The organism is Gordonia caeni (assembly GCF_039537105.1).
Lineage (GTDB): Bacteria > Actinomycetota > Actinomycetes > Mycobacteriales > Mycobacteriaceae > Gordonia > Gordonia caeni.
Genome location: NZ_BAAAZW010000001.1, coordinates 302,194 through 319,355 on the forward strand (window position 1 = coordinate 302,194; position 17,162 = coordinate 319,355).

Annotated in this window: 18 protein-coding genes and 1 pseudogene; 11 read left to right on the top strand and 8 right to left on the bottom strand. The window is 67.2% G+C overall.

Going from position 1 to position 17,162, the window contains the following annotated elements; all coding sequences use genetic code 11:
• Window positions 1-27: 27 nt before the first annotated feature.
• The 3 genes from gnd to dnaA all read right to left on the bottom strand — a co-directional run bounded on the left by gnd (window position 28) and on the right by dnaA (window position 4,201).
• Window positions 28-948 carry a phosphogluconate dehydrogenase (NAD(+)-dependent, decarboxylating) gene (gnd, locus tag ABD732_RS01460; RefSeq protein ID WP_344779835.1) on the bottom strand — a complete coding sequence of 307 codons (921 nt, stop codon included), beginning with the start codon at window positions 946-948 and terminating at the stop codon, window positions 28-30.
• Window positions 949-989: 41 nt separating this feature from the next.
• Window positions 990-2,192, bottom strand: coding sequence for a DNA polymerase III subunit beta (gene dnaN, locus ABD732_RS01465; protein WP_344779837.1), 1,203 nt, complete (start codon window positions 2,190-2,192; stop codon window positions 990-992).
• Between the two features lie 512 nt (window positions 2,193-2,704).
• A complete protein-coding gene (gene dnaA / locus ABD732_RS01470) occupies window positions 2,705-4,201 on the bottom strand; it encodes a chromosomal replication initiator protein DnaA (protein ID WP_344779839.1) in 1,497 nt (498 codons plus the stop codon).
• Window positions 4,202-4,557: 356 nt separating this feature from the next.
• Here dnaA and rpmH point away from each other — a divergent pair, with 356 nt between their 5' ends.
• From rpmH to ABD732_RS01515, 9 genes and pseudogenes are all read left to right on the top strand, one after another.
• The gene (gene rpmH / locus ABD732_RS01475) at window positions 4,558-4,701 is read left to right on the top strand and encodes a 50S ribosomal protein L34 (RefSeq protein ID WP_246993135.1); all 144 of its coding nucleotides are present in this window, start codon (window positions 4,558-4,560) and stop codon (window positions 4,699-4,701) included.
• Between the two features lie 27 nt (window positions 4,702-4,728).
• Window positions 4,729-5,157: a ribonuclease P protein component gene (rnpA, locus tag ABD732_RS01480; protein ID WP_344779843.1), complete on the top strand. Its 429-nt coding sequence runs from the start codon at window positions 4,729-4,731 to the stop codon at window positions 5,155-5,157.
• The gene (gene yidD / locus ABD732_RS01485; RefSeq protein ID WP_344779845.1) at window positions 5,154-5,489 is read left to right on the top strand and encodes a membrane protein insertion efficiency factor YidD; all 336 of its coding nucleotides are present in this window, start codon (window positions 5,154-5,156) and stop codon (window positions 5,487-5,489) included. The genes rnpA and yidD overlap by 4 nt, the downstream gene beginning before the upstream one ends.
• 3 nt (window positions 5,490-5,492) lie before the next feature.
• Window positions 5,493-6,772: pseudogene (gene yidC, locus ABD732_RS01490) on the top strand (membrane protein insertase YidC).
• A 741-nt stretch (window positions 6,773-7,513) separates the two neighbouring features.
• A complete protein-coding gene (locus tag ABD732_RS01495; protein ID WP_344779847.1) occupies window positions 7,514-8,197 on the top strand; it encodes a Jag family protein in 684 nt (227 codons plus the stop codon).
• A gap of 205 nt (window positions 8,198-8,402) precedes the next feature.
• Window positions 8,403-9,137: a 16S rRNA (guanine(527)-N(7))-methyltransferase RsmG gene (gene rsmG / locus ABD732_RS01500; RefSeq protein WP_344779849.1), complete on the top strand. Its 735-nt coding sequence runs from the start codon at window positions 8,403-8,405 to the stop codon at window positions 9,135-9,137.
• A gap of 60 nt (window positions 9,138-9,197) precedes the next feature.
• Complete coding sequence (locus tag ABD732_RS01505) at window positions 9,198-10,154, top strand: ParA family protein (RefSeq protein ID WP_344779851.1); 957 nt, start codon at window positions 9,198-9,200, stop codon at window positions 10,152-10,154.
• Window positions 10,151-11,191 carry a ParB/RepB/Spo0J family partition protein gene (locus ABD732_RS01510; protein ID WP_344779853.1) on the top strand — a complete coding sequence of 347 codons (1,041 nt, stop codon included), beginning with the start codon at window positions 10,151-10,153 and terminating at the stop codon, window positions 11,189-11,191. The genes ABD732_RS01505 and ABD732_RS01510 overlap by 4 nt, the downstream gene beginning before the upstream one ends.
• A 99-nt stretch (window positions 11,192-11,290) precedes the next feature.
• Window positions 11,291-11,989: a hypothetical protein gene (locus ABD732_RS01515; RefSeq protein ID WP_344779855.1), complete on the top strand. Its 699-nt coding sequence runs from the start codon at window positions 11,291-11,293 to the stop codon at window positions 11,987-11,989.
• A gap of 10 nt (window positions 11,990-11,999) precedes the next feature.
• Here the strand turns inward: ABD732_RS01515 and ABD732_RS01520 are convergent, their stop codons facing one another.
• The 4 genes from ABD732_RS01520 to ABD732_RS01535 all read right to left on the bottom strand — a co-directional run bounded on the left by ABD732_RS01520 (window position 12,000) and on the right by ABD732_RS01535 (window position 14,941).
• The gene (locus tag ABD732_RS01520) at window positions 12,000-13,148 is read right to left on the bottom strand and encodes an N-acetylmuramoyl-L-alanine amidase (protein ID WP_344779857.1); all 1,149 of its coding nucleotides are present in this window, start codon (window positions 13,146-13,148) and stop codon (window positions 12,000-12,002) included.
• Window positions 13,149-13,272: 124 nt separating this feature from the next.
• Window positions 13,273-13,611, bottom strand: a complete 339-nt coding sequence (gene trxA, locus ABD732_RS01525) for a thioredoxin (protein WP_344779859.1) — start codon at window positions 13,609-13,611, stop codon at window positions 13,273-13,275.
• 28 nt (window positions 13,612-13,639) lie between these two features.
• Window positions 13,640-14,581 carry a thioredoxin-disulfide reductase gene (gene trxB / locus ABD732_RS01530; RefSeq protein ID WP_344779861.1) on the bottom strand — a complete coding sequence of 314 codons (942 nt, stop codon included), beginning with the start codon at window positions 14,579-14,581 and terminating at the stop codon, window positions 13,640-13,642.
• An 81-nt stretch (window positions 14,582-14,662) separates the two neighbouring features.
• Complete coding sequence (locus ABD732_RS01535; protein WP_344779862.1) at window positions 14,663-14,941, bottom strand: anti-sigma factor; 279 nt, start codon at window positions 14,939-14,941, stop codon at window positions 14,663-14,665.
• 131 nt (window positions 14,942-15,072) lie between these two features.
• On the opposite strand from ABD732_RS01535, the gene ABD732_RS01540 reads away from it, so the two are divergent.
• Window positions 15,073-15,396 (top strand): hypothetical protein, encoded by a 324-nt coding sequence (locus ABD732_RS01540; protein WP_344779864.1) that lies wholly within the window; start codon window positions 15,073-15,075, stop codon window positions 15,394-15,396.
• 28 nt (window positions 15,397-15,424) lie between these two features.
• Here ABD732_RS01540 and ABD732_RS01545 read toward each other — a convergent pair whose 3' ends face one another.
• Window positions 15,425-16,120, bottom strand: a complete 696-nt coding sequence (locus ABD732_RS01545; RefSeq protein WP_344779866.1) for a TetR/AcrR family transcriptional regulator — start codon at window positions 16,118-16,120, stop codon at window positions 15,425-15,427.
• A 111-nt stretch (window positions 16,121-16,231) separates the two neighbouring features.
• Here ABD732_RS01545 and ABD732_RS01550 point away from each other — a divergent pair, with 111 nt between their 5' ends.
• The gene (locus ABD732_RS01550; RefSeq protein ID WP_344780342.1) at window positions 16,232-17,137 is read left to right on the top strand and encodes a sterol desaturase family protein; all 906 of its coding nucleotides are present in this window, start codon (window positions 16,232-16,234) and stop codon (window positions 17,135-17,137) included.
• Window positions 17,138-17,162: the final 25 nt, after the last annotated feature.

Consider the following 17,162-nt stretch of genomic DNA (forward strand, 5'->3'; position numbering starts at 1 on the left):
TCACCACTGAACGCGCGCGCAGACGCCTCACTCCTCGGGGGTAGCGGTCTCGCCGACGCTCCGCCCCTGCAGATCACGGACCGCATGCCCGCCGAACTGGTTGCGCAGCGCCGAGACGGCCTTGAGCGCCGGGGAGCTCTCCTGCCGGGAGGCGAAGCGGGCGTAGAGCGCGGCGGTGATCACATGGAGTGGCACCGCATGGCGTACGGCCTCCTCCACTGTCCATCGGCCCTCACCGGAATCGGTGGTGTAGTCCGAGATCTCGGACAGTCCCGGATCCTCTTCCAGTGCCCGGACCAGAAGATCCAACAGCCACGACCGCACCACGGTGCCCTGCGTCCACGCCTTGAGCGTGCCGGTGACATTCTCGATCAGCGGCTCGGCCTGCAGCAGTTCGTAGCCTTCGGCGTAGGCCTGCATCAGGCCGTACTCGATGCCGTTGTGCACCATCTTGGCGTAGTGCCCGGCGCCCACCGGGCCCACGTGGACGAAGCCGTTCTCGCGCGGACCGGCCGGCCGGAGCGCGTCGAAGATCGGCATCACCTTCGCGACATCGGCCTCGCTACCCCCGACCATCAGTGCGTAGCCGTTCTCCAGACCCCAGACACCGCCGGAGACGCCGCAATCGATGTATCCGATTCCCTTGTCGCCCAACAGATCTGCGTGCGGCTGATCATCGGTGAACCGCGAATTCCCACCGTCGATCACCACGTCGCCCGGCGAGAGGAGACCCGCCAGATCTTCCACGCTCTGCTGCGTCACCTCACCGTGCGGCACCATCAGCCACACCACGCGGGGAGCCTGCAGCGTATCGACCAGCTCCGCCAGGCTCGCGACGTCGCTGACCTCGGGACGCGGGTCGTAACCGACCACCTCGTGACCGGCGGCCTTGATGCGGGTGCGCATGTTGGCACCCATTTTTCCCAGACCCACAAGTCCCAGTTGCATGAATGATTTCCTCTCGAGCGGGGCGAAACGGCGGTGAACGGTCAGCCGGGCAGGCGGACCGGCATCAACAGGTAACTGAATTCGCCGGCGGGGGCCAGGAAGGCACCGGATTCGTCGGCGACCGGCTCGTCCTCGCCGGCCGGGCGCAGCACCGCCGGGCGGATGGCTGCGCGCCGCTCACCCGATCCGTCGGGTTCGGGATTGGTGAAACCGAACTGCACGGTCGACGTGCCGATCGCGGCCAGGCCGTCGAGCAGATAGGTCGGGTTGAAGGCGATCAGGATCGGGTCGCCGTAGAACTGCACGTCCAGCGACTCTTCGGCCTTACCGGCCTCGTCACCACCGGCGGTCAGCAGCACCGAATCACCGGAGAAGTCCATCCGGATCTGCGCGCCGCGCTCGGCCACCAGCGAGACACGCTTGATCGCCTCGATGAGAGCCGCGCTGTCGATGGCGGCCACCGAGGTGTGGCTGGCCGGGAACAGCTGACGGAACTTGGGGAACTCGGCGTCGAGCAGCCGGGTGGTGGTCTTCTTGGCGTTGCTGGCGATGCCGAGGATGCCGTCGGCGCCGATCGCCTGGCCCGAGCCGAACGACAGTGCCACCGAACCGGCGTGGTCGGCGCCGGCGGACTTGGCCGCATCGGAGAGCGTCTTGGCCGGCACCAGCGCGGCACCGGTGGCGGCACCGTCGCGCGGGGACCACTCCAGCTCGCGCACCGCCAGCCGGAAACGGTCGGTGGCGGCCAGCACGATGCGGTCACCATCGATCTCGACGCGGACACCGGTCAGCATGGGCAAGGTGTCGTCACGACCGGCGGCGACCGCGACCTGGGAGACGGCCTCGGCGAACAGGGCACCGGTCACGGTGCCGGTCTCCTCGGGGACGTCGGGAAGTTCGGGGTAGTCCTCGACCGGCATGGTCGGCAGGGAGAACTTGGAGCTGCCGCACGAAATCGCCACGCGGGCACCGTCGATGCTCACATCGACCGGCTTGTTGGGCAGCGCCTTGGTGATGTCGGCCAGCAGCCGGCCGGAGACCAGCACCGTTCCCGGTTCGGCCACCTCGGCGGAAATGGTCTCGGTGGCGGAGACCTCATAGTCGAATCCGGCGACTCGCAGCCCCTCGTCGTTCGCGGTCAGAACCACGCAACCGAGCACTGGCACCGGCGGACGGGACGGCAGGCTCCGGGCGACCCAGGCGACGGCATCGGCGAACTCGTCGCGCACGACACGAAACTTCATCTGCTGTGATTGCCCTTCTCGACGTACCGGTCGGCGGCGAGCACCGACCAGGCGACGGGTGGTCGCCGAATCCCACTGTAGAGCGCTGGGCGCCGAAGTTGTCACCCAGTTCCGGATGTCGCGCCCCGATCCCGGCGTGTCGGGAGGCATCCGGTGTCGAACCGGTGTATCCCCAGCCCCTCTTTTGAAAAGAAGATCTAAAGAAAGAAATTCTTCTTAGTAATAAGTCCTGTGGAATCTGTGGACAAGCCCCGTCGCCGCAGGTGGGCACGCGCTCGAGCGTGTGGAGCATCGGTGGAGCACGACGGTGGACAACTCGGTGACGCTGTGGACGCGGTCCTGCGTTCCCATCTGTCCCGGGCTCGTCCACACCGTGGACGGTGGTTGTCCGCAGGAAGTCCACAGGAGCCCGACAGGCCGCGACCTGGTCTTTCTCACGCGGCCGGGACGCAGAGAACGGCCGGTTCGCCGGCCGCCGACGGGTCTGACAAGTCTGCGGGAGAGGTTGAGAGTCAGCCCCGCGCGCGCTGTTTGATGCGAGCGGTCAGTTGCTGGACGTCGTTGTAGACGTCGGTGCTGGTGCCCATCGTGTTGCGGATCTTGCGGTCGGCGTGGATCACCGTCGAATGGTCGCGATTGAAGGCCTCACCGATCTGCGGCAGCGACATGTCGGTGAGCTCGCGGCACAGGTACATCGAGATCTGGCGGTAGCCGACCAATGGCCGGCCCTTGCTGGGACCGCGGAGGTCGTCGACCGAGATGTTGTAGTAGTCCGCGGTGATCGCGATGATCCCGGCGGCGCTGATGTCGGCCGCGCCCGAATCGGGAATGAGTTCCTTGAGCACCACCTCGGCCAGCGAAAGGTCCAGATCGGTGTTCTGCAGCGACGCGAACGCGGTCACCCGGATCAGCGCTCCCTCGAGCTCGCGGATGTTGCGCTCGATCCGGGAGGCGATCAACTCCAGCACCTCGTCGGGGGCGGCGAGCTGATCCATCTGCGCCTTCTTGCGCAGAATCGCGATGCGGGTCTCCAGATCCGGCGGCTGCACGTCGGTGATCAGGCCCCACTCGAAGCGGGTCCGGAGCCGGTCTTCCAGCGTCGCCAGTTTGCTCGGCGGCCGATCGGAGGAGACGACGATCTGCTTGTTGCTGTTGTGCAGCGTGTTGAACGTGTGGAAGAACTCCTCCTGGATGCCTTCCTTGCCCTCCAGGAACTGGATGTCGTCCACCAGCAGCATGTCGACCTCGCGGTAGCGGGCCTTGAACGCCATCTGCCGGTCGTCGCGCAGCGAGTTGATGAAGTCGTTGGTGAATTCCTCGGTGGAGACGTACTTGACCCGCATCCCCGGGAACAGGCGCTGGGCGTAGTGGCCGGCCGCATGCAGCAGGTGCGTCTTGCCCAGGCCCGACTGCCCCCAGATGAACAGCGGGTTGTAGGCGCGCGCCGGGGCTTCGGCCACCGCCACCGCCGAAGCGTGCGCGAAGCGGTTGGAGGCGCCGATCACGAAGGTGTCGAAGGTGTACTTGGGGTGCAGGGTCACCGCGCTGTCGGAGGGCGCGGTGGTGTTGCGGTCGTCGAAGTAGGCCGCCCAGTCGCGCGTGCCACCGGTGCGCGGGTCGTGTGCCGGACGGTCGGGCATCGGACGACCGACCTCCGCGGCGGCGGCCGGTTCCTGGGCGCCGGGCTGCGCCGGGGCCGGCTCGGGCTCGGGGGCCGGCGTCTGTTCCTGGTGTTCGGAGATGCGGACCGCGACCTCGACGGGCTGTCCGAGGTGCCGGCTCAGGGCGGCGCCGACGGTGTCCCGGAGGTTGCGTTCGATCTGCTCCTGAACCAGTGCGTTCGGGGCGGTGAGCAGGGCGAATCCGGAGGTGATGGTGAGCGGGCGGGCCAGCGAGAGCCAGGCCTTCTGCTGTCGTGACAGGAGCGGGGTGCCGTCGTCGACCGTGTTGTTCAACTCATCGACCACGAGGTTCCAGACCTCGCCGAATGACGCTTGATCGTCGGTCACGACTCAACTCCTGTCCCCGGTGACTCCACAGCGCTCTACACAGTGCCCGGCTTCCCAGCGTGTCATGAATCTGCACTTGCGAGCGACCTGTCCACAAAGTTATGCACACTGTGGATCAAGGGATCCCGGGTGATTCCACAGGGTACGGGCTGTGATGGCCGCGTGCGGAATCGAAGGGAGCAGAATAGTCGACGCAGCGTGACTCGTTTGATTTGGACACGCGGGCTGAGTAGTCTCGACAGGTCGCCCGAGCATGGGCTGCGGAATCCGGCTCACCCGGATTCAGGCCGGTCAAATCACCACCGGAACCATGCGGGCTTGAAGACCGCCGTTGTATCGAGACTCGAGGAGTTCCCATGGCCAAGGGGAAGCGTACGTTCCAGCCCAACAACCGTCGCCGCGCGCGCGTGCACGGTTTCCGTCTGCGCATGCGGACCCGCGCCGGCCGTGCCATCGTGACCGGTCGCCGTCGCAAGGGCCGCGCCAAGCTGACCGCCTGAGCCGCGTGAGTCCGGTCGGCCCGCTCGGTGTCCGCTGACTCAACGCGTCTGAAGCGCAGCTCGGACTTCACCCGCACCCTCGACAAGGGAGTGCGGGTTTCGGCGCGTGATCTGCTGATCACCGTCGCTCCCCTGGCCGCGCGCTGGCCCGACCCACGGGGCGTCCGCACCGACGTCGCGGCGTTCGGCGGCCCGCGCCTGGGGCTGATCGTGTCGAAGAAGGTGGGTGATGCGGTGACTCGTCACGCGGTCGCCCGCCGTCTGCGCCACGCCTTCGCCGGCAGCCGGGACGTGCTCGGCACCTCCGAGGCCTACGTGGTGATCCGGGCCCGCCCGAGTTCGGCTCGCCGGACGTCGACGGAGCTGGAGCAGCAATTGCGACAGGCATTCGGCGATCCCAAAGTGACCGCTGCCGTCGAATCCGCCGTCGCGCCGAACGGCACGGTGGCCCGATGACCCTCTCCTCCAGGCTGTACCTGCTGCCGCGACGTTCCCTGATCTTTCTGGTGGAGCTGTACCGCACCTGGATCTCACCGCTGCGTCTGCCCACCTGCCGCTTCGAACCGACGTGCAGCAGCTACGCCGTCGAGGCCCTCGAGAAACGAGGAGTGGTCTACGGATCGTTGCTGACGATCTGGCGACTGCTGAAATGCGGGCCGTGGCACAAGCCCGGCTACGACCCGGTCCCCGAACGGCGCCCCCGCCGCGCCGACCGGACCACTGAGACTTCCCATACCAATGGCTCAACCGGCGACGGTGAGCGAGCTATGTCAGATAGGGGTTTGTGAGCCGTGCTCAACTTCATCTACTACCCGGTGTCCTGGATCATGTGGGTCTGGCACTGGCTGTTCGACAAGATCTTGCCGGACAGCCCGGGCGGTTCCGGCGTCGCGTGGGCGCTGTCGGTGGTCTTCCTGGTCTTCACGCTGCGCGCCATCCTGTACAAGCCCTTCGTCAAGCAGATCCGCACGACGAAGAAGATGCAGGAAATCAATCCGCAGATGCAGGCGATCCGGAAGAAGTATTCCAACGATCGCGTGAAGATGACCGAGGAGATGCAGAAGCTCCAGAAGGAGCACGGCTTCAACCCGCTCCTCGGCTGTCTGCCCATGCTGCTGCAGATCCCGGTGTTCATCGGTCTGTTCCACGTGCTGCGCTCCTTCAACCGCATGGGCACCGGCGTGGGTCAGGAAGGTCTGACGTCCGAGCAGACCCGTGCACTCGGCAACTACGCCTTCAGCCCCGAGCTGGTGGAGAACTTCCTCGACGCGCGATTGTTCGGCGTGCCGCTGTCGTCGTTCATCACGCAGCCGACCACTGAGTTCGCGGCGTTCGTGCCCGAGGGCATGCCGGTGGACTTCACGCGCTGGCAGATCGCGGCGCTCGTGGTCCCCCTGATGATCGTCGCCTCGTTCGCCACCCACATGAACTCGCGAGCCTCGGTCAGCCGGCAGACGGCGGAAGCGATGGAGAATCCGCAGACGCGGATCATGAACCGGCTGTCGCTCTGGGTCTTCCCGCTGGGCATTCTGGCGACGGGCCCCTTCTTCCCGGTGGCGATCCTGATGTACTGGGTGAGCAACAACCTCTGGACCTACGGCCAGCAGCACCTCGTCTTCGGCCGCATCGAAAAGGAAGAGAACCACGAGAAGGCCATCCGCGAGGAGAAGCGCCGCGCCTCCGCTCCCCGACCGGGTGAGCGTCCGCTGCCGGGCAACTTCGATCCGAAGAAGGCCATGGACCGCGGCTACACGGCGTTGCGCGAAGGCCGTCCCGGAGATGCGGGCACGGAGTTCCGCAAGGTGACCCGATTCGGTCAGCGCAACGCGGACTGGCTGTACCGGGGCCGCAACGGACTGGTGCAGGCCGCCGACGAACTGGTCCGGCTGTCCGAGGACGCCGACCTGCGTGCCAGCCTGGCCTTCCAGTGGACCGATGCCGCGCGCACGGACGCCGGGGCCGAGGACGCCGACCTGGCCGCCCTCGACGGCTACCTGACCCTGCGCCGGCAGCAGCTGATCGCCTGGCTGAACGACGGCCACGAGGAACGCCTCAACACCGTGATGCGTGACGACAGCGCGATCCTCACCGCCTACCAGGATGCATGGGAGCAGGCGAACCCCGATTCCCCGGTGTCCGAGCTGGCGCATGATCGCAAGGCCGACTGGGCCAGGATGGTCGCCACGGCCCTGTTTCGTTCGGGCAAGTTCGACGAAGCGCGGATCTATGCGCGGCAGGCCGCCGCCATCTACGACCGGATCATCGAGCAGGCCGAGGCCGCGGGCGCCGAGGCGGGAGTGGATGTGCCCGGTTACAAGACCGAGCTCGCACAGGTGAAGCTGATCGCGGCTGCTCCCTCGGGCAGCGTGTGGAAGCACGCCACGGTTCCGGCTTCGGAGAAGACCGCACGCGAACTCGAGGGCCGCGAGGGCGTGGCCCTGGTGGCCGAGACGGCGGCCGACGACGAAGAACGCGCCGCCGCGGCCAAGGACTGGCACGAGACTGCGACCGCCGCGCACGGAAAGAAGATCGTCGCGCCCGGAAGCGTCGAAGAAGCATCGAAGGCCGTCGCTGAGACCGTCCTCAAGGTGACCGATCACGGCGGCCCGCAGTCGCGGCTGGAAGCCGAGCGGCGGAGTCCCGACGACGAAGTCGTAGAGAAGGTCGCCAAGGAGGCGGCCAATGCGCAGACCGCGGCCAAGTCTCAGAAGACTCAGGCCCGCAAGAGCAACAAGAGCAAGAAGAACCGCCGCGGCGGCCGCCAGTGAGCGCGCCCGGCCACAACGTTGATGTAGTGAGTGAGGTATCGGAAATGACAGAACAAGCCACCCAGTCCGACGTCGAGAACCCCGACGTCGAGAACCCCGACGTCGAGACCCCCGCCGCTGAGACCGGGGACGTCGACAACGCGGAGGTCGACGACACGGGCGGTGCGGTCGACGAGGGCGAGGGCCTCGAGGAGGCCACTCCCCCGTCCGCCGGCCAGGACGACGATGACGACGGCGGCGACGAGGACGGCGACGAGGACGGCGACGACGATCCGTTGGTCGAAGAGGGCGAGATCGCCGGAGACTACCTCGAGCAACTCCTGGACGTCCTCGACTTCGACGGCGACATCGATCTGGACGTCGACGGCGACCGGGCCGTGGTGAGCATCGACGGCGGCGACGACCTCGATCAACTGGTCGGCCGCAAGGGCGAGGTGCTGGATGCGCTGCAGGAGCTCACCCGCCTGGCGGTGCAGCAGGTGACCGGCGACCGCAGCCGGCTGATGCTCGACATCGCGCGCTGGCGCGCCGATCGTCGTGAGCGGCTCGCGGCGCTGGGGACCAAGGTGGCCGAGCGGGTGCGCGACAGCGGTGAGCGCGAGGAGCTGGATCCGATGACTCCGTTCGAGCGCAAGATCGTGCACGACGCCGTGGCGGCCGTCGACGGCGTCTACAGCGAGAGCGAGGGTTCGGAGCCCAGGCGTCGCGTGGTGGTGATCAAGGGCTGATCGATTGCCCCAGTGAACAGTCCCGGTTTCGACCGGGACTGTTCTGCATCCGGGACCAGAATTACACGGCTGTAGTTCGAGCGGTTCCACGTGAAACGCCTCGGGACACGCAGCGAGGGTGTTTCACGGGAAACCTCGTCTCAGGGCAGCGCGGTTTCCCGTGAAACAGGCGACGAGTAGGACCGCAACAGTTTCCCGTGAAACAGTGGAAGCCTACGGAAGGAGTGCCGTGAGCGGTACGGCAGATGAGCACGAACCGGTACCCCCCGTTGCCGCCGAGGTATTCGGCGACCGACTGGAGCGTGCCGAAGACTACGCGAGGGTGCTGAGTGACGAAGGGGTGCTGCGGGGGCTGATCGGACCGAGTGAGCCGGCGCGGCTCTGGTCCCGACACATCCTCAACAGCGCAGTCCTCGGCGAGGTGATAGAGCCCGGCGCCCGCGTCGTGGACATCGGCAGCGGCGCGGGATTCCCCGGTGTTCCACTCGCCATCGCCCGTCCCGACCTCGAGGTGATCTTGGTGGAACCGCTGTTGCGCCGGACCACCTTCCTCGAGGAAGTGGTCGATCGGCTGTCGCTCGACAACGTATCGGTGGTTCGTGGTCGCGCGGAAGCAGCGCCGATCATCGAGCGGGTCGGCGGAGCTGATGTCGTGACGTCACGCGCCGTGGCGCCCCTCGATCGTCTCGCGCGCTGGTCCGCTCCCCTGATTCGCGTCGGCGGCGAGCTGATCGCACTGAAGGGCAGGACGGCTCAGGAGGAGATCGCCGAGCATGCCGAAGCCGCCGCCCGCGTGGGACTGCGGAACCTGTCGGTGCGTGAGGTCGGTGCCGACGTCGTCGATCCACCGTCGACAGTCCTTATCGGCAACCGCGTGGAGACCGAAGCAGATCGCCGGGCCGGCAAGCGTGCGGAACGACGTCGCAAGAGGAGGGGTTGAGAGTTGGTGTCCTTCAGGCGCAAGGCGCAGAATGATGATGACGATCGAAGGGATGCCGGTTTGCCGAAGCATGATAAGAGCGTTTCTCCCGACGGGGTTTCACGTGGAACGCCGCCGGAACCGCAAGCTCCGGTGTTCGCCGATACGCCGATCGCGGCGGCGGCCGAACGCGCCAGCCAGATCCTGACGCCGGGCGGAGCGGGAACACTCCCCCGTCCCCCGGCCCCCAGGATCATGACCGTGGCCAATCAGAAGGGCGGCGTCGGTAAGACCACCTCGGCGGTGAACCTCGCCGCGGGACTCGCCCTGCATGGACTCGGCGTGCTCGTGATCGACCTCGATCCGCAGGGCAACGCCAGCACCGCACTGGGGATCGATCACCGCAAGCCTGGGATCGCCTCCGTGTACGAGATGCTCCTCGACGACGTGTCGTTGCGGGATGCCATTCAGCGTTCCCCCTCCAACGACAACCTCTACTGCGTCCCCTCCACCTTGGATCTGGCCGGTGCGGAGATCGAATTGGTCTCGGTGGTGGCGCGCGAGAGCCGGCTGCGCAACTCGCTGGACCTCGACGTGCTCACCGAGTTCGGGATCGACTACGTCCTGATCGACTGCCCGCCGTCGCTCGGACTACTCACCGTCAACGCGATGGTGGCGGCGCGCGAAGTGCTCATTCCGATCCAGTGCGAGTATTACGCGCTGGAGGGTGTCGGGCAGTTGCTGCGCAACATCGAACTAGTGCAAGCACACCTGAACCGCGATCTGCACGTGTCCACCATCCTGCTGACGATGTACGACGGGCGCACCAAGCTGGCCGACCAGGTGGCGGCGGAGGTGCGCTCGCACTTCGGTGGCAAGGTGTTGCAGACGATCATTCCGCGCAGCGTGAAGGTCTCCGAAGCTCCCGGTTTCGGGATGACCATCGTCGAGTACGACCCGGGTTCACGTGGAGCCATGAGCTATCTGGATGCGGCGCGGGAGCTCGCTCTGCAGGGTGTGAAGGAGAAGGCGCAGTGAGTCAGCGAGACAATCAGAAGCGCGGTGGCCTCGGACGAGGACTCGCCGCCTTGATTCCCACCGGGCCCACCGAGGAGGCGCCCGGGACGGCCGGTGGCCAGTCTTCCAGTCGGCAGGGCGTCAACACCACGCGCATGGGCAGCGCGGCCGCTGACGTGGTGATCGGCGGTGGCGCACCGGCGGCGGTGGCACCGCAACCCGCCGTCGGCGACGAGATCGGTGCCGTGTACCGGGAGATTCCGCCCGCGGAGATCGAGCCGAACCCGCAACAGCCGCGATCTGTTTTCGACGAGGAAGCGCTGGCCGAACTGGAGCACTCGATCCGGGAGTTCGGCCTCATGCAGCCGATCGTGGTCCGGGAGCTCTCTACGCCGAAGGCCGACGGAGTCCGTTACCAGCTGATCATGGGCGAACGGCGCTGGCGGGCCGGCACCACGGTGGGACTGGAGAAGATTCCGGCGATCGTCCGGGAGACCAGCGATGCCGATCTCCTCCGGGATGCTCTGCTGGAGAACATCCACCGCGCGCAGCTGAACCCGCTCGAAGAAGCGGCCGCCTATCAGCAGCTCCTCGAAGAGTTCGACGTGACACACGAGGAGCTGGCGAACCGGCTGGGCCGTTCCCGCCCGGTGATCACCAACATGATTCGCCTCCTGAAGCTGCCGATTCCGGTGCAGCGTCGGGTGGCGGCCGGCGTGCTGTCGGCCGGTCATGCGCGCGCGCTGCTCGCGCTCGAGGCCGGCACCGATGCCCAGGAAGTACTCGCGGCGCGGATCGTGGCCGAGGGTCTGTCAGTTCGCGCCACAGAAGAAGCCGTGACGCTGGCCAACCACGAGGGCACGCCCGACTCCCCCACCCCGTCCAAGCGGCGCCCGCCGATGCAGATGCCGGGGTTGCAGGACGTGGCCGATCGGCTGTCCGATCGGCTCGACACCAAGGTGACCGTGAGCCTGTCCAAGCGCAAAGGCAAGGTGGTGATCGAGTTCGGATCGGTTGACGATCTGGAACGCATCGTCGGTGTGATCGCCGAAAAATAGGACGATTCCGGCACCGGAAACCCCCTATGGGGAAGTACAGCGCCGAAACGTCACTGTGACACCGACGAATTCCGGCCCGGAGAGGAGAGGCGAACTGCGATGGGGGTGTCCATCACGCCATTGGAGTTGGACGGCTTCGACAGCCTTCCACGGCACACCCGACGCTGCGTCTTCTGGGAAGTGGATCCCGAAGCCGTCTCGGACACCCTCGACGATGCGTTCACCGGATCGCTCGGCGGATTCGAGAGCGAGTTCGACAAGGAGGCGTGGATCTCGGGTCTGCTTCTGGAATGGGGCAGTTGCTGTCAGGTGGCCGTCGAACCCACCACCGGACGGATCGTCGGGACCGCCTTCTATGCGCCGCCCGGACGGGTGCCCCGCGCCAAGCGCTTCCCCACCGCTCCGGTGGGTCCGGATGCGGTGCTGCTGACCAAGATCAACACCGAGCCGGGGTTCGACGACGCCGCACCGCTGCTCCTGGATGCGGTGATCGCCGACGTGGTGGGCCGCGGCGTCCGGGCGATCGAGGCCTTCGGCTACACGTCGTCCGACGAAGAGCTCGCCAAGGATCTGGTGTCTCTCCTACTCGGCGGCGGCGTGGCAGGCAACGTCTGCGACACCTGCATCATGCCGACGAGCTTTCTGGAGCAGTCCGGCTTCGAGGTGGTCGCCGACGATCAGTACCTGCCGCGGCTGCGGCTCACCCTCGACGAGGGCCTCGGCTGGAAGACGCAGGTGGAGCGGGCACTGCAGAAACTCGTCATCTCGGACAGCCTGGCACTGCAGGGTTCGCGCTGAGCGCTGACGATCAGTACGGAAGCTGTTCCGCCGCAAGGAGATCGGCGAACGTGTAGGTACCGGTAGGGCGGTCGTTCTGGCCCTGGAGGTACAGGCGCTTCACGGCCACCAGAATCGCCTCGGCGATGGTGTCGCGGTACTCGGCGGTGCTGAGCAGCCGCGCATCTTCGGGGTTGGTGCTGTACCCGGCTTCCAGGATCACCGTCGGCATCTTGGTGAGCCGCAACAGGTTCCACGTCCGCTCGTGCGCGCGACAGTCGAGCAGCGGGGTACGGGCGACCACCTCGCGCTGGATGTATCCGGCCAGATGGCGGCCGATGGTGGAGTACGAGCCGTGGTGGTTGCCGAAGTAGAACGTGGCAGCACCGTTGGCGCGCTCGTTCGGATAGTGGCCGAGACGCAGCGCGATCATCAGGTCGGCGTCGATCACGTTCGCGACGCGTGCTTTCTCCTCGTCGCTCGGTGACGCCGACCGGTCGTGGGACAGCGACGTCATCATCCCCGCCGCCGACATGCGGCCCTCGAGGCGAGCGGCCAGATCCCAGAGGATCGCCCGTTCGGTCTCGTCGACGGCGTCACCGTAGGGGTCGATCAAGATGCGCTTGCCGGTGAGTTGCGGGCCGGAGCGGCGCACGTGCTCCTCTTCCCGGATCGCGTGCGGGGAACCGCCGGACACCCGGGAACCGAGCCGGTTGAGGGACAGCAGCGTGGCCGGCCCGCAGATGCCGTCGGAGGTGAGCCCGTACTCCGCCTGATACAGGCAGACGGCCTGGTGGGTGTCGTTGTCGAAGATGCCGTCGACCAGGCCGTGGTAGTAGCCCAGGTTCTGCAGGCGGCCCTGCAGGGTGGCGACGTCGTCACCGGTCATCGGCGCGGACAGCCGGTAGGTCAGGACTCGGCTGCCCAGCCGGTACGAGGCTTCGCGGAGGGCGGCATAGGTCGATCGCCCCACGATCCCGTCGGCCATCAGGCCGCGTTGCTGCTGGAAGGCGAGAACGGCGCGCTCGCAGGCGGCGTCGAACACGTCGTCGTTCACTTGGGCGTGACGGCCGGCCGCCGTCGAGGCGGCGTCCGGCGCCGCCAGCAGGCCCATTCCGACAAGAATCGTGCGGACCTCGGCGACCCCTGAGCCACGGTCACCCGGACGCAACGTTGCCATGTACTACCCGCTTCCTCATGCCTTGAGCTGGACGTGGCGAGCTACTCCCCGCGCTCCAGTACGAGCCCATTCTCTCAGGTCGGCGAGGACCTCGACAAATGAACCGGTCGAATGTGACCGACCGTTATCCGGCCGCGTCGAGAATCGGCGCCAGTTCGCGCAGGATCGCCGCCTTGGACTTGACGCCGCGCATGGTGGCCACCGGCTTGCCGCCGGAGAACACGATCAGGCTCGGAATCGCCATGATCTGCAGGTCACGGGCCACGACCGGGTTGGCGTCGACGTCGACCTTCGCGACGGTCAGGGCGTCACCGTGATCGCGGGCGATCTCGTCGACGACGGGCGCGAGCATCTTGCACGGGCCGCACCAGGTGGCCCAGAAGTCCACAAGCACGGGCTTGTCGGACTCGAGGACCTCGGACTGGAATGTGGCGTCGGTGACGTCGACGGTGTGGGCACCCATGAGATTCTCCTTCGGTGGGTCGGGAAGGTCAGGACTCGCGGGCGGCGAGCCAGCGCTCGGCGTCGATCGCCGCGCTGCAGCCGCTGCCGGCGGCGGTGACGGCCTGGCGGTAGGTGTGGTCGACCAGGTCACCGCAGGCGAAGACGCCGGGGACGTCGGTGTAGGTGGAACGGCCCTGGACCTGCACGTAGCCCTCGTCGTCGAGCGCCACCTGCCCGCGCACCAGTTCGCTGCGCGGATCGTGGCCGATGGCGACGAACATGCCCGTCGCGGGGAGCGTGCTGGTGCTGCCGGTGCGGGTATCGGTGATCACCAGTTCGGAGACGCCGTTGTCGCCCTTCACCTCGCTGACCGTGGCATTGGTGAGGAAATCGATCTTGTCGTTGGCGCGGGCGCGCTCCAGCATGATCTTGGAGGCGCGGAACTCCTCGCGGCGATGGATCAGCGTCACCTTGCTGGCGAACTTGGTGAGGAAGGTCGCCTCCTCCATGGCCGAGTCGCCGCCGCCGATCACCGCGATCTCCTGATCGCGGAAGAAGAAGCCGTCGCAGGTGGCGCAGGAGGACACTCCGCGGCCGAGGAAATCCTGCTCGCCGGGCACCTCGAGATAGCGGGCGGCCGCCCCCATCGCCAGGATGACGGCGCGGGCGCGGTAGACCTCGCCACCGACCTCGACCTCTTTGACCTCGCCTTCCAGGCGGATCGTGTCGACCTCTTCGGTGCGCAGATCGGCGCCGAAACGGACCGCCTGCTCACGCATCTCGTCCATCAGCTCGGGACCCTGGATGCCGGCGCGGAAGCCGGGATAGTTCTCCACCTCGGTGGTCGTCATCAGGGCGCCGCCGAAAGAGATCCCCTCGAAGACCACCGGCTTGAGCTCGGCGCGCGCGGCGTACACGGCGGCGGTGTAGCCGGCCGGGCCGGATCCCACGATGATCAGGTCGTGGATCGTGTTGTCGGTCTCGGTCATCAGCCCTCCGTGCAGGAATTTACGTCGGCCGGGCGAACGTTCGTCGCGCAGCCGTCGGGTACGTCAGCTATCAACACCAGCCTAGGGGCTGATGTTCCCGGGCTTGCGAACGAGGTGGCGCAGACGCTCCTCGACGTCGGCCGGAAGGTCCTGCGGTTCCACCGGTGCGTCCGCGAGCTGGGCCCGCGTCGCGGCGAGGGCGTCGAGGATCCGGCGGGCGCGTGGATCGGCGTCGAGACGGGCGGCGATATGCCGGGTGAGGGCGGGCGAGAGCGCCTGGGCGTCGTAGTCGGCCAGGAGTTCGGCCGAGAACGGGGGCTCAGGCGGGATCGGATCGTCTGCAGCGATCGAAGGGTTCATGTTGGGACTGCGCACCTCATCACCGGACACCGGGCTCGTTGCACTCACACTACTTAGACGCACCGGGGTCCCGGAAGGTTCCGCGGGGTCGTACCGTATCGGAGGAGAAGCCGGTTGCCCAGGAGGAGCAGATGACCGACCAGAAGCCTGAGCGCACGTGGAAGGCGCGCCGCCCGGTGGGACGCGGCCTGGCCGGCGGCGAACTTCAGCTCACGAAGACGCACCTCGTCTTCGAGCCGAAAGGACTCGCCGCGCGGGTCGACGGCCTGCGGTTCGCGGTGGCGACCAAGCACGTGGCTGCGGCCGGAACGGCACCGGGCCGCGGCGGCCGCTTCGCCCGCCGCGTCGAGCGGCTGTGCCTGACCCTGTCGGACGGTTCGCAGTGGGAGTTCGTGGTCGACGATCTGCCGGACGCCGTCGCGGCGATTCAGGGCAGGCTGGCCGCGAACGGCTGACGGGCGCCCGGGCGGCTCCCCCGGTGGCTCAGGGGCGCAGGACGTGGCGGTAGGTGCCCACCAGCATCTCGGTGGTGACGTCGTGGATGGCCTCCACGGTGAACAGCTCGGGCCCGAACCGCGCGTCGACCGGGTTGGCCGCCGCCGTCTGCCAGTCGACCAGCAGCTGTGTGATCGCTCCCACCAGCCCGATCGCCGCGATCGTGTGCCGCGCGGCGTCCTCGGGGCCGGGCATGGTGAAACCCACGATCAGGTCGGCCCAGTCGTGGATGGCGCCGAGGCGGAGCTCCTCCAGTGCCGGGCTCACCCCCACCACCTCGATCAGGATCACCCGGGCGCGGCGCGGGTCGGCGGTGAGGGTCTCCAGGAAGGAGCCGAAGGCGATGCGGGCCAGCGGCGGGATGTGCTGTTCGGGCACCGCACCCCCGGCCGCGACTTCGGGAACCTGCGCCAGATAGTCGGCCGCGGCGGTGGTGGTGGCCGTCCGCAGGATGTCCACGCACGCCCGGTAGACGGCGTCGAGCAGATCCTCGCGATCGTTGAACGACTCGTAGAAGTAGCGCTGGGTGAGCCCGGCTTCGTCGCAGATCCGTTTGACGGGGGCGTTCAGATACCCCTCGGTGCCGAACAACTGCAATCCGGCCTCGACCAGGGCCGCGCGACGTTGGTCCCGGCGCTGCTGGGCGCTCACTCCCCCGTAGATACGCTCGTTCTGCTGTGCCATCGTCGTCCCATCCTACGGTGACCGATTCGGCGCAGAACCTGGACCCGCGGACATCTGACACGCTACAGTGTCAGACACAGTTTCTGCCGCTCGTTCTCCCGGGGGATGACCATGCTCGACTTCCTGCCCGCCGCGATGCGTGAGCCCACCGTGCTCGCGATTCCGTTCTTCGTGCTGATGCTCGGCCTCGAGTTCTTCGCCGCGGCGAAGCTCGAGGACACCGACGAGGAAGGACGCGCACCCAAGGGGTCGTACTTCTCCAAGGACACCAAAGCATCGCTGCTGATGGGCGTCGTCTCCATCGGCACCTCGGCGGCCACCAAGGTGGTGGCGCTGCTCGCCTACACTGCGATCTTCGCTTACCTGGCGCCGTGGCAGCTGCCGATCAACGCCTGGTACACGTGGGTGATCGGATTCGTCGCGCTCGACTTCCTCTTCTACTGGGAGCACCGGATCGCGCACCGCGTCCGGCTGGTCTGGGCCACCCACCAGGCCCACCACTCCAGCGAATACTTCAACTTCGCCACCGCGCTGCGGCAGAAGTGGAACAACTCGATGAGCATGATCATGTGGCTTCCCCTGCCCTTCCTGGGGATTCCGCCGGCCGTCGTCTTCGCGGTCTACTCGCTGAACCTGGTGTACCAGTTCTGGATTCACACCGAGCGCATCGACCGGATGTGGCGGCCCGTCGAGTTCGTGATGAACACGCCCTCGCATCACCGTGTCCACCACGGCAGCGACGCGGAGTACCTGGACCGCAACTACGGCGGCACCTTCATCGTCTGGGATCGCCTGTTCGGCAGCTTCCAGCGCGAGATGCACCGCCCCCACTACGGTTTGACCAAGCAGGTCGGGACGTACAACATCTGGAAGCTGCAGACGCACGAGTACGTCAACCTGGCCCGCGATGTGCGGCAGGCACCGCGTCTGCGGGACAAGCTGGGCTACGTCTTCGGCCCACCCGGCTGGACCCCGGCGGCGGTGCGCCGGAGCGACGCCGGCGAGGTGGTCGCCTAGCACCGAGGCGGTGATCTCGACCCCG

What these genes read in the sequence shown, in the direction of transcription:
- ABD732_RS01540 (WP_344779864.1), top strand. Translation starts at nt 15,073, where the DNA reads ATGACCGACCAGAAGCCTGAGCGCACGTGGAAGGCGCGCCGCCCGGTG.
- ABD732_RS01545 (WP_344779866.1), bottom strand. Translation starts at nt 16,120, where the DNA reads ATGGCACAGCAGAACGAGCGTATCTACGGGGGAGTGAGCGCCCAGCAG.
- yidD (WP_344779845.1), top strand. Translation starts at nt 5,154, where the DNA reads ATGACCCTCTCCTCCAGGCTGTACCTGCTGCCGCGACGTTCCCTGATC.
- ABD732_RS01550 (WP_344780342.1), top strand. Translation starts at nt 16,232, where the DNA reads ATGCTCGACTTCCTGCCCGCCGCGATGCGTGAGCCCACCGTGCTCGCG.
- dnaN (WP_344779837.1), bottom strand. Translation starts at nt 2,192, where the DNA reads ATGAAGTTTCGTGTCGTGCGCGACGAGTTCGCCGATGCCGTCGCCTGG.
- ABD732_RS01520 (WP_344779857.1), bottom strand. Translation starts at nt 13,148, where the DNA reads ATGGCAACGTTGCGTCCGGGTGACCGTGGCTCAGGGGTCGCCGAGGTC.
- ABD732_RS01535 (WP_344779862.1), bottom strand. Translation starts at nt 14,941, where the DNA reads ATGAACCCTTCGATCGCTGCAGACGATCCGATCCCGCCTGAGCCCCCG.
- trxA (WP_344779859.1), bottom strand. Translation starts at nt 13,611, where the DNA reads ATGGGTGCCCACACCGTCGACGTCACCGACGCCACATTCCAGTCCGAG.
- trxB (WP_344779861.1), bottom strand. Translation starts at nt 14,581, where the DNA reads ATGACCGAGACCGACAACACGATCCACGACCTGATCATCGTGGGATCC.
- rpmH (WP_246993135.1), top strand. Translation starts at nt 4,558, where the DNA reads ATGGCCAAGGGGAAGCGTACGTTCCAGCCCAACAACCGTCGCCGCGCG.
- ABD732_RS01495 (WP_344779847.1), top strand. Translation starts at nt 7,514, where the DNA reads ATGACAGAACAAGCCACCCAGTCCGACGTCGAGAACCCCGACGTCGAG.
- ABD732_RS01515 (WP_344779855.1), top strand. Translation starts at nt 11,291, where the DNA reads ATGGGGGTGTCCATCACGCCATTGGAGTTGGACGGCTTCGACAGCCTT.
- gnd (WP_344779835.1), bottom strand. Translation starts at nt 948, where the DNA reads ATGCAACTGGGACTTGTGGGTCTGGGAAAAATGGGTGCCAACATGCGC.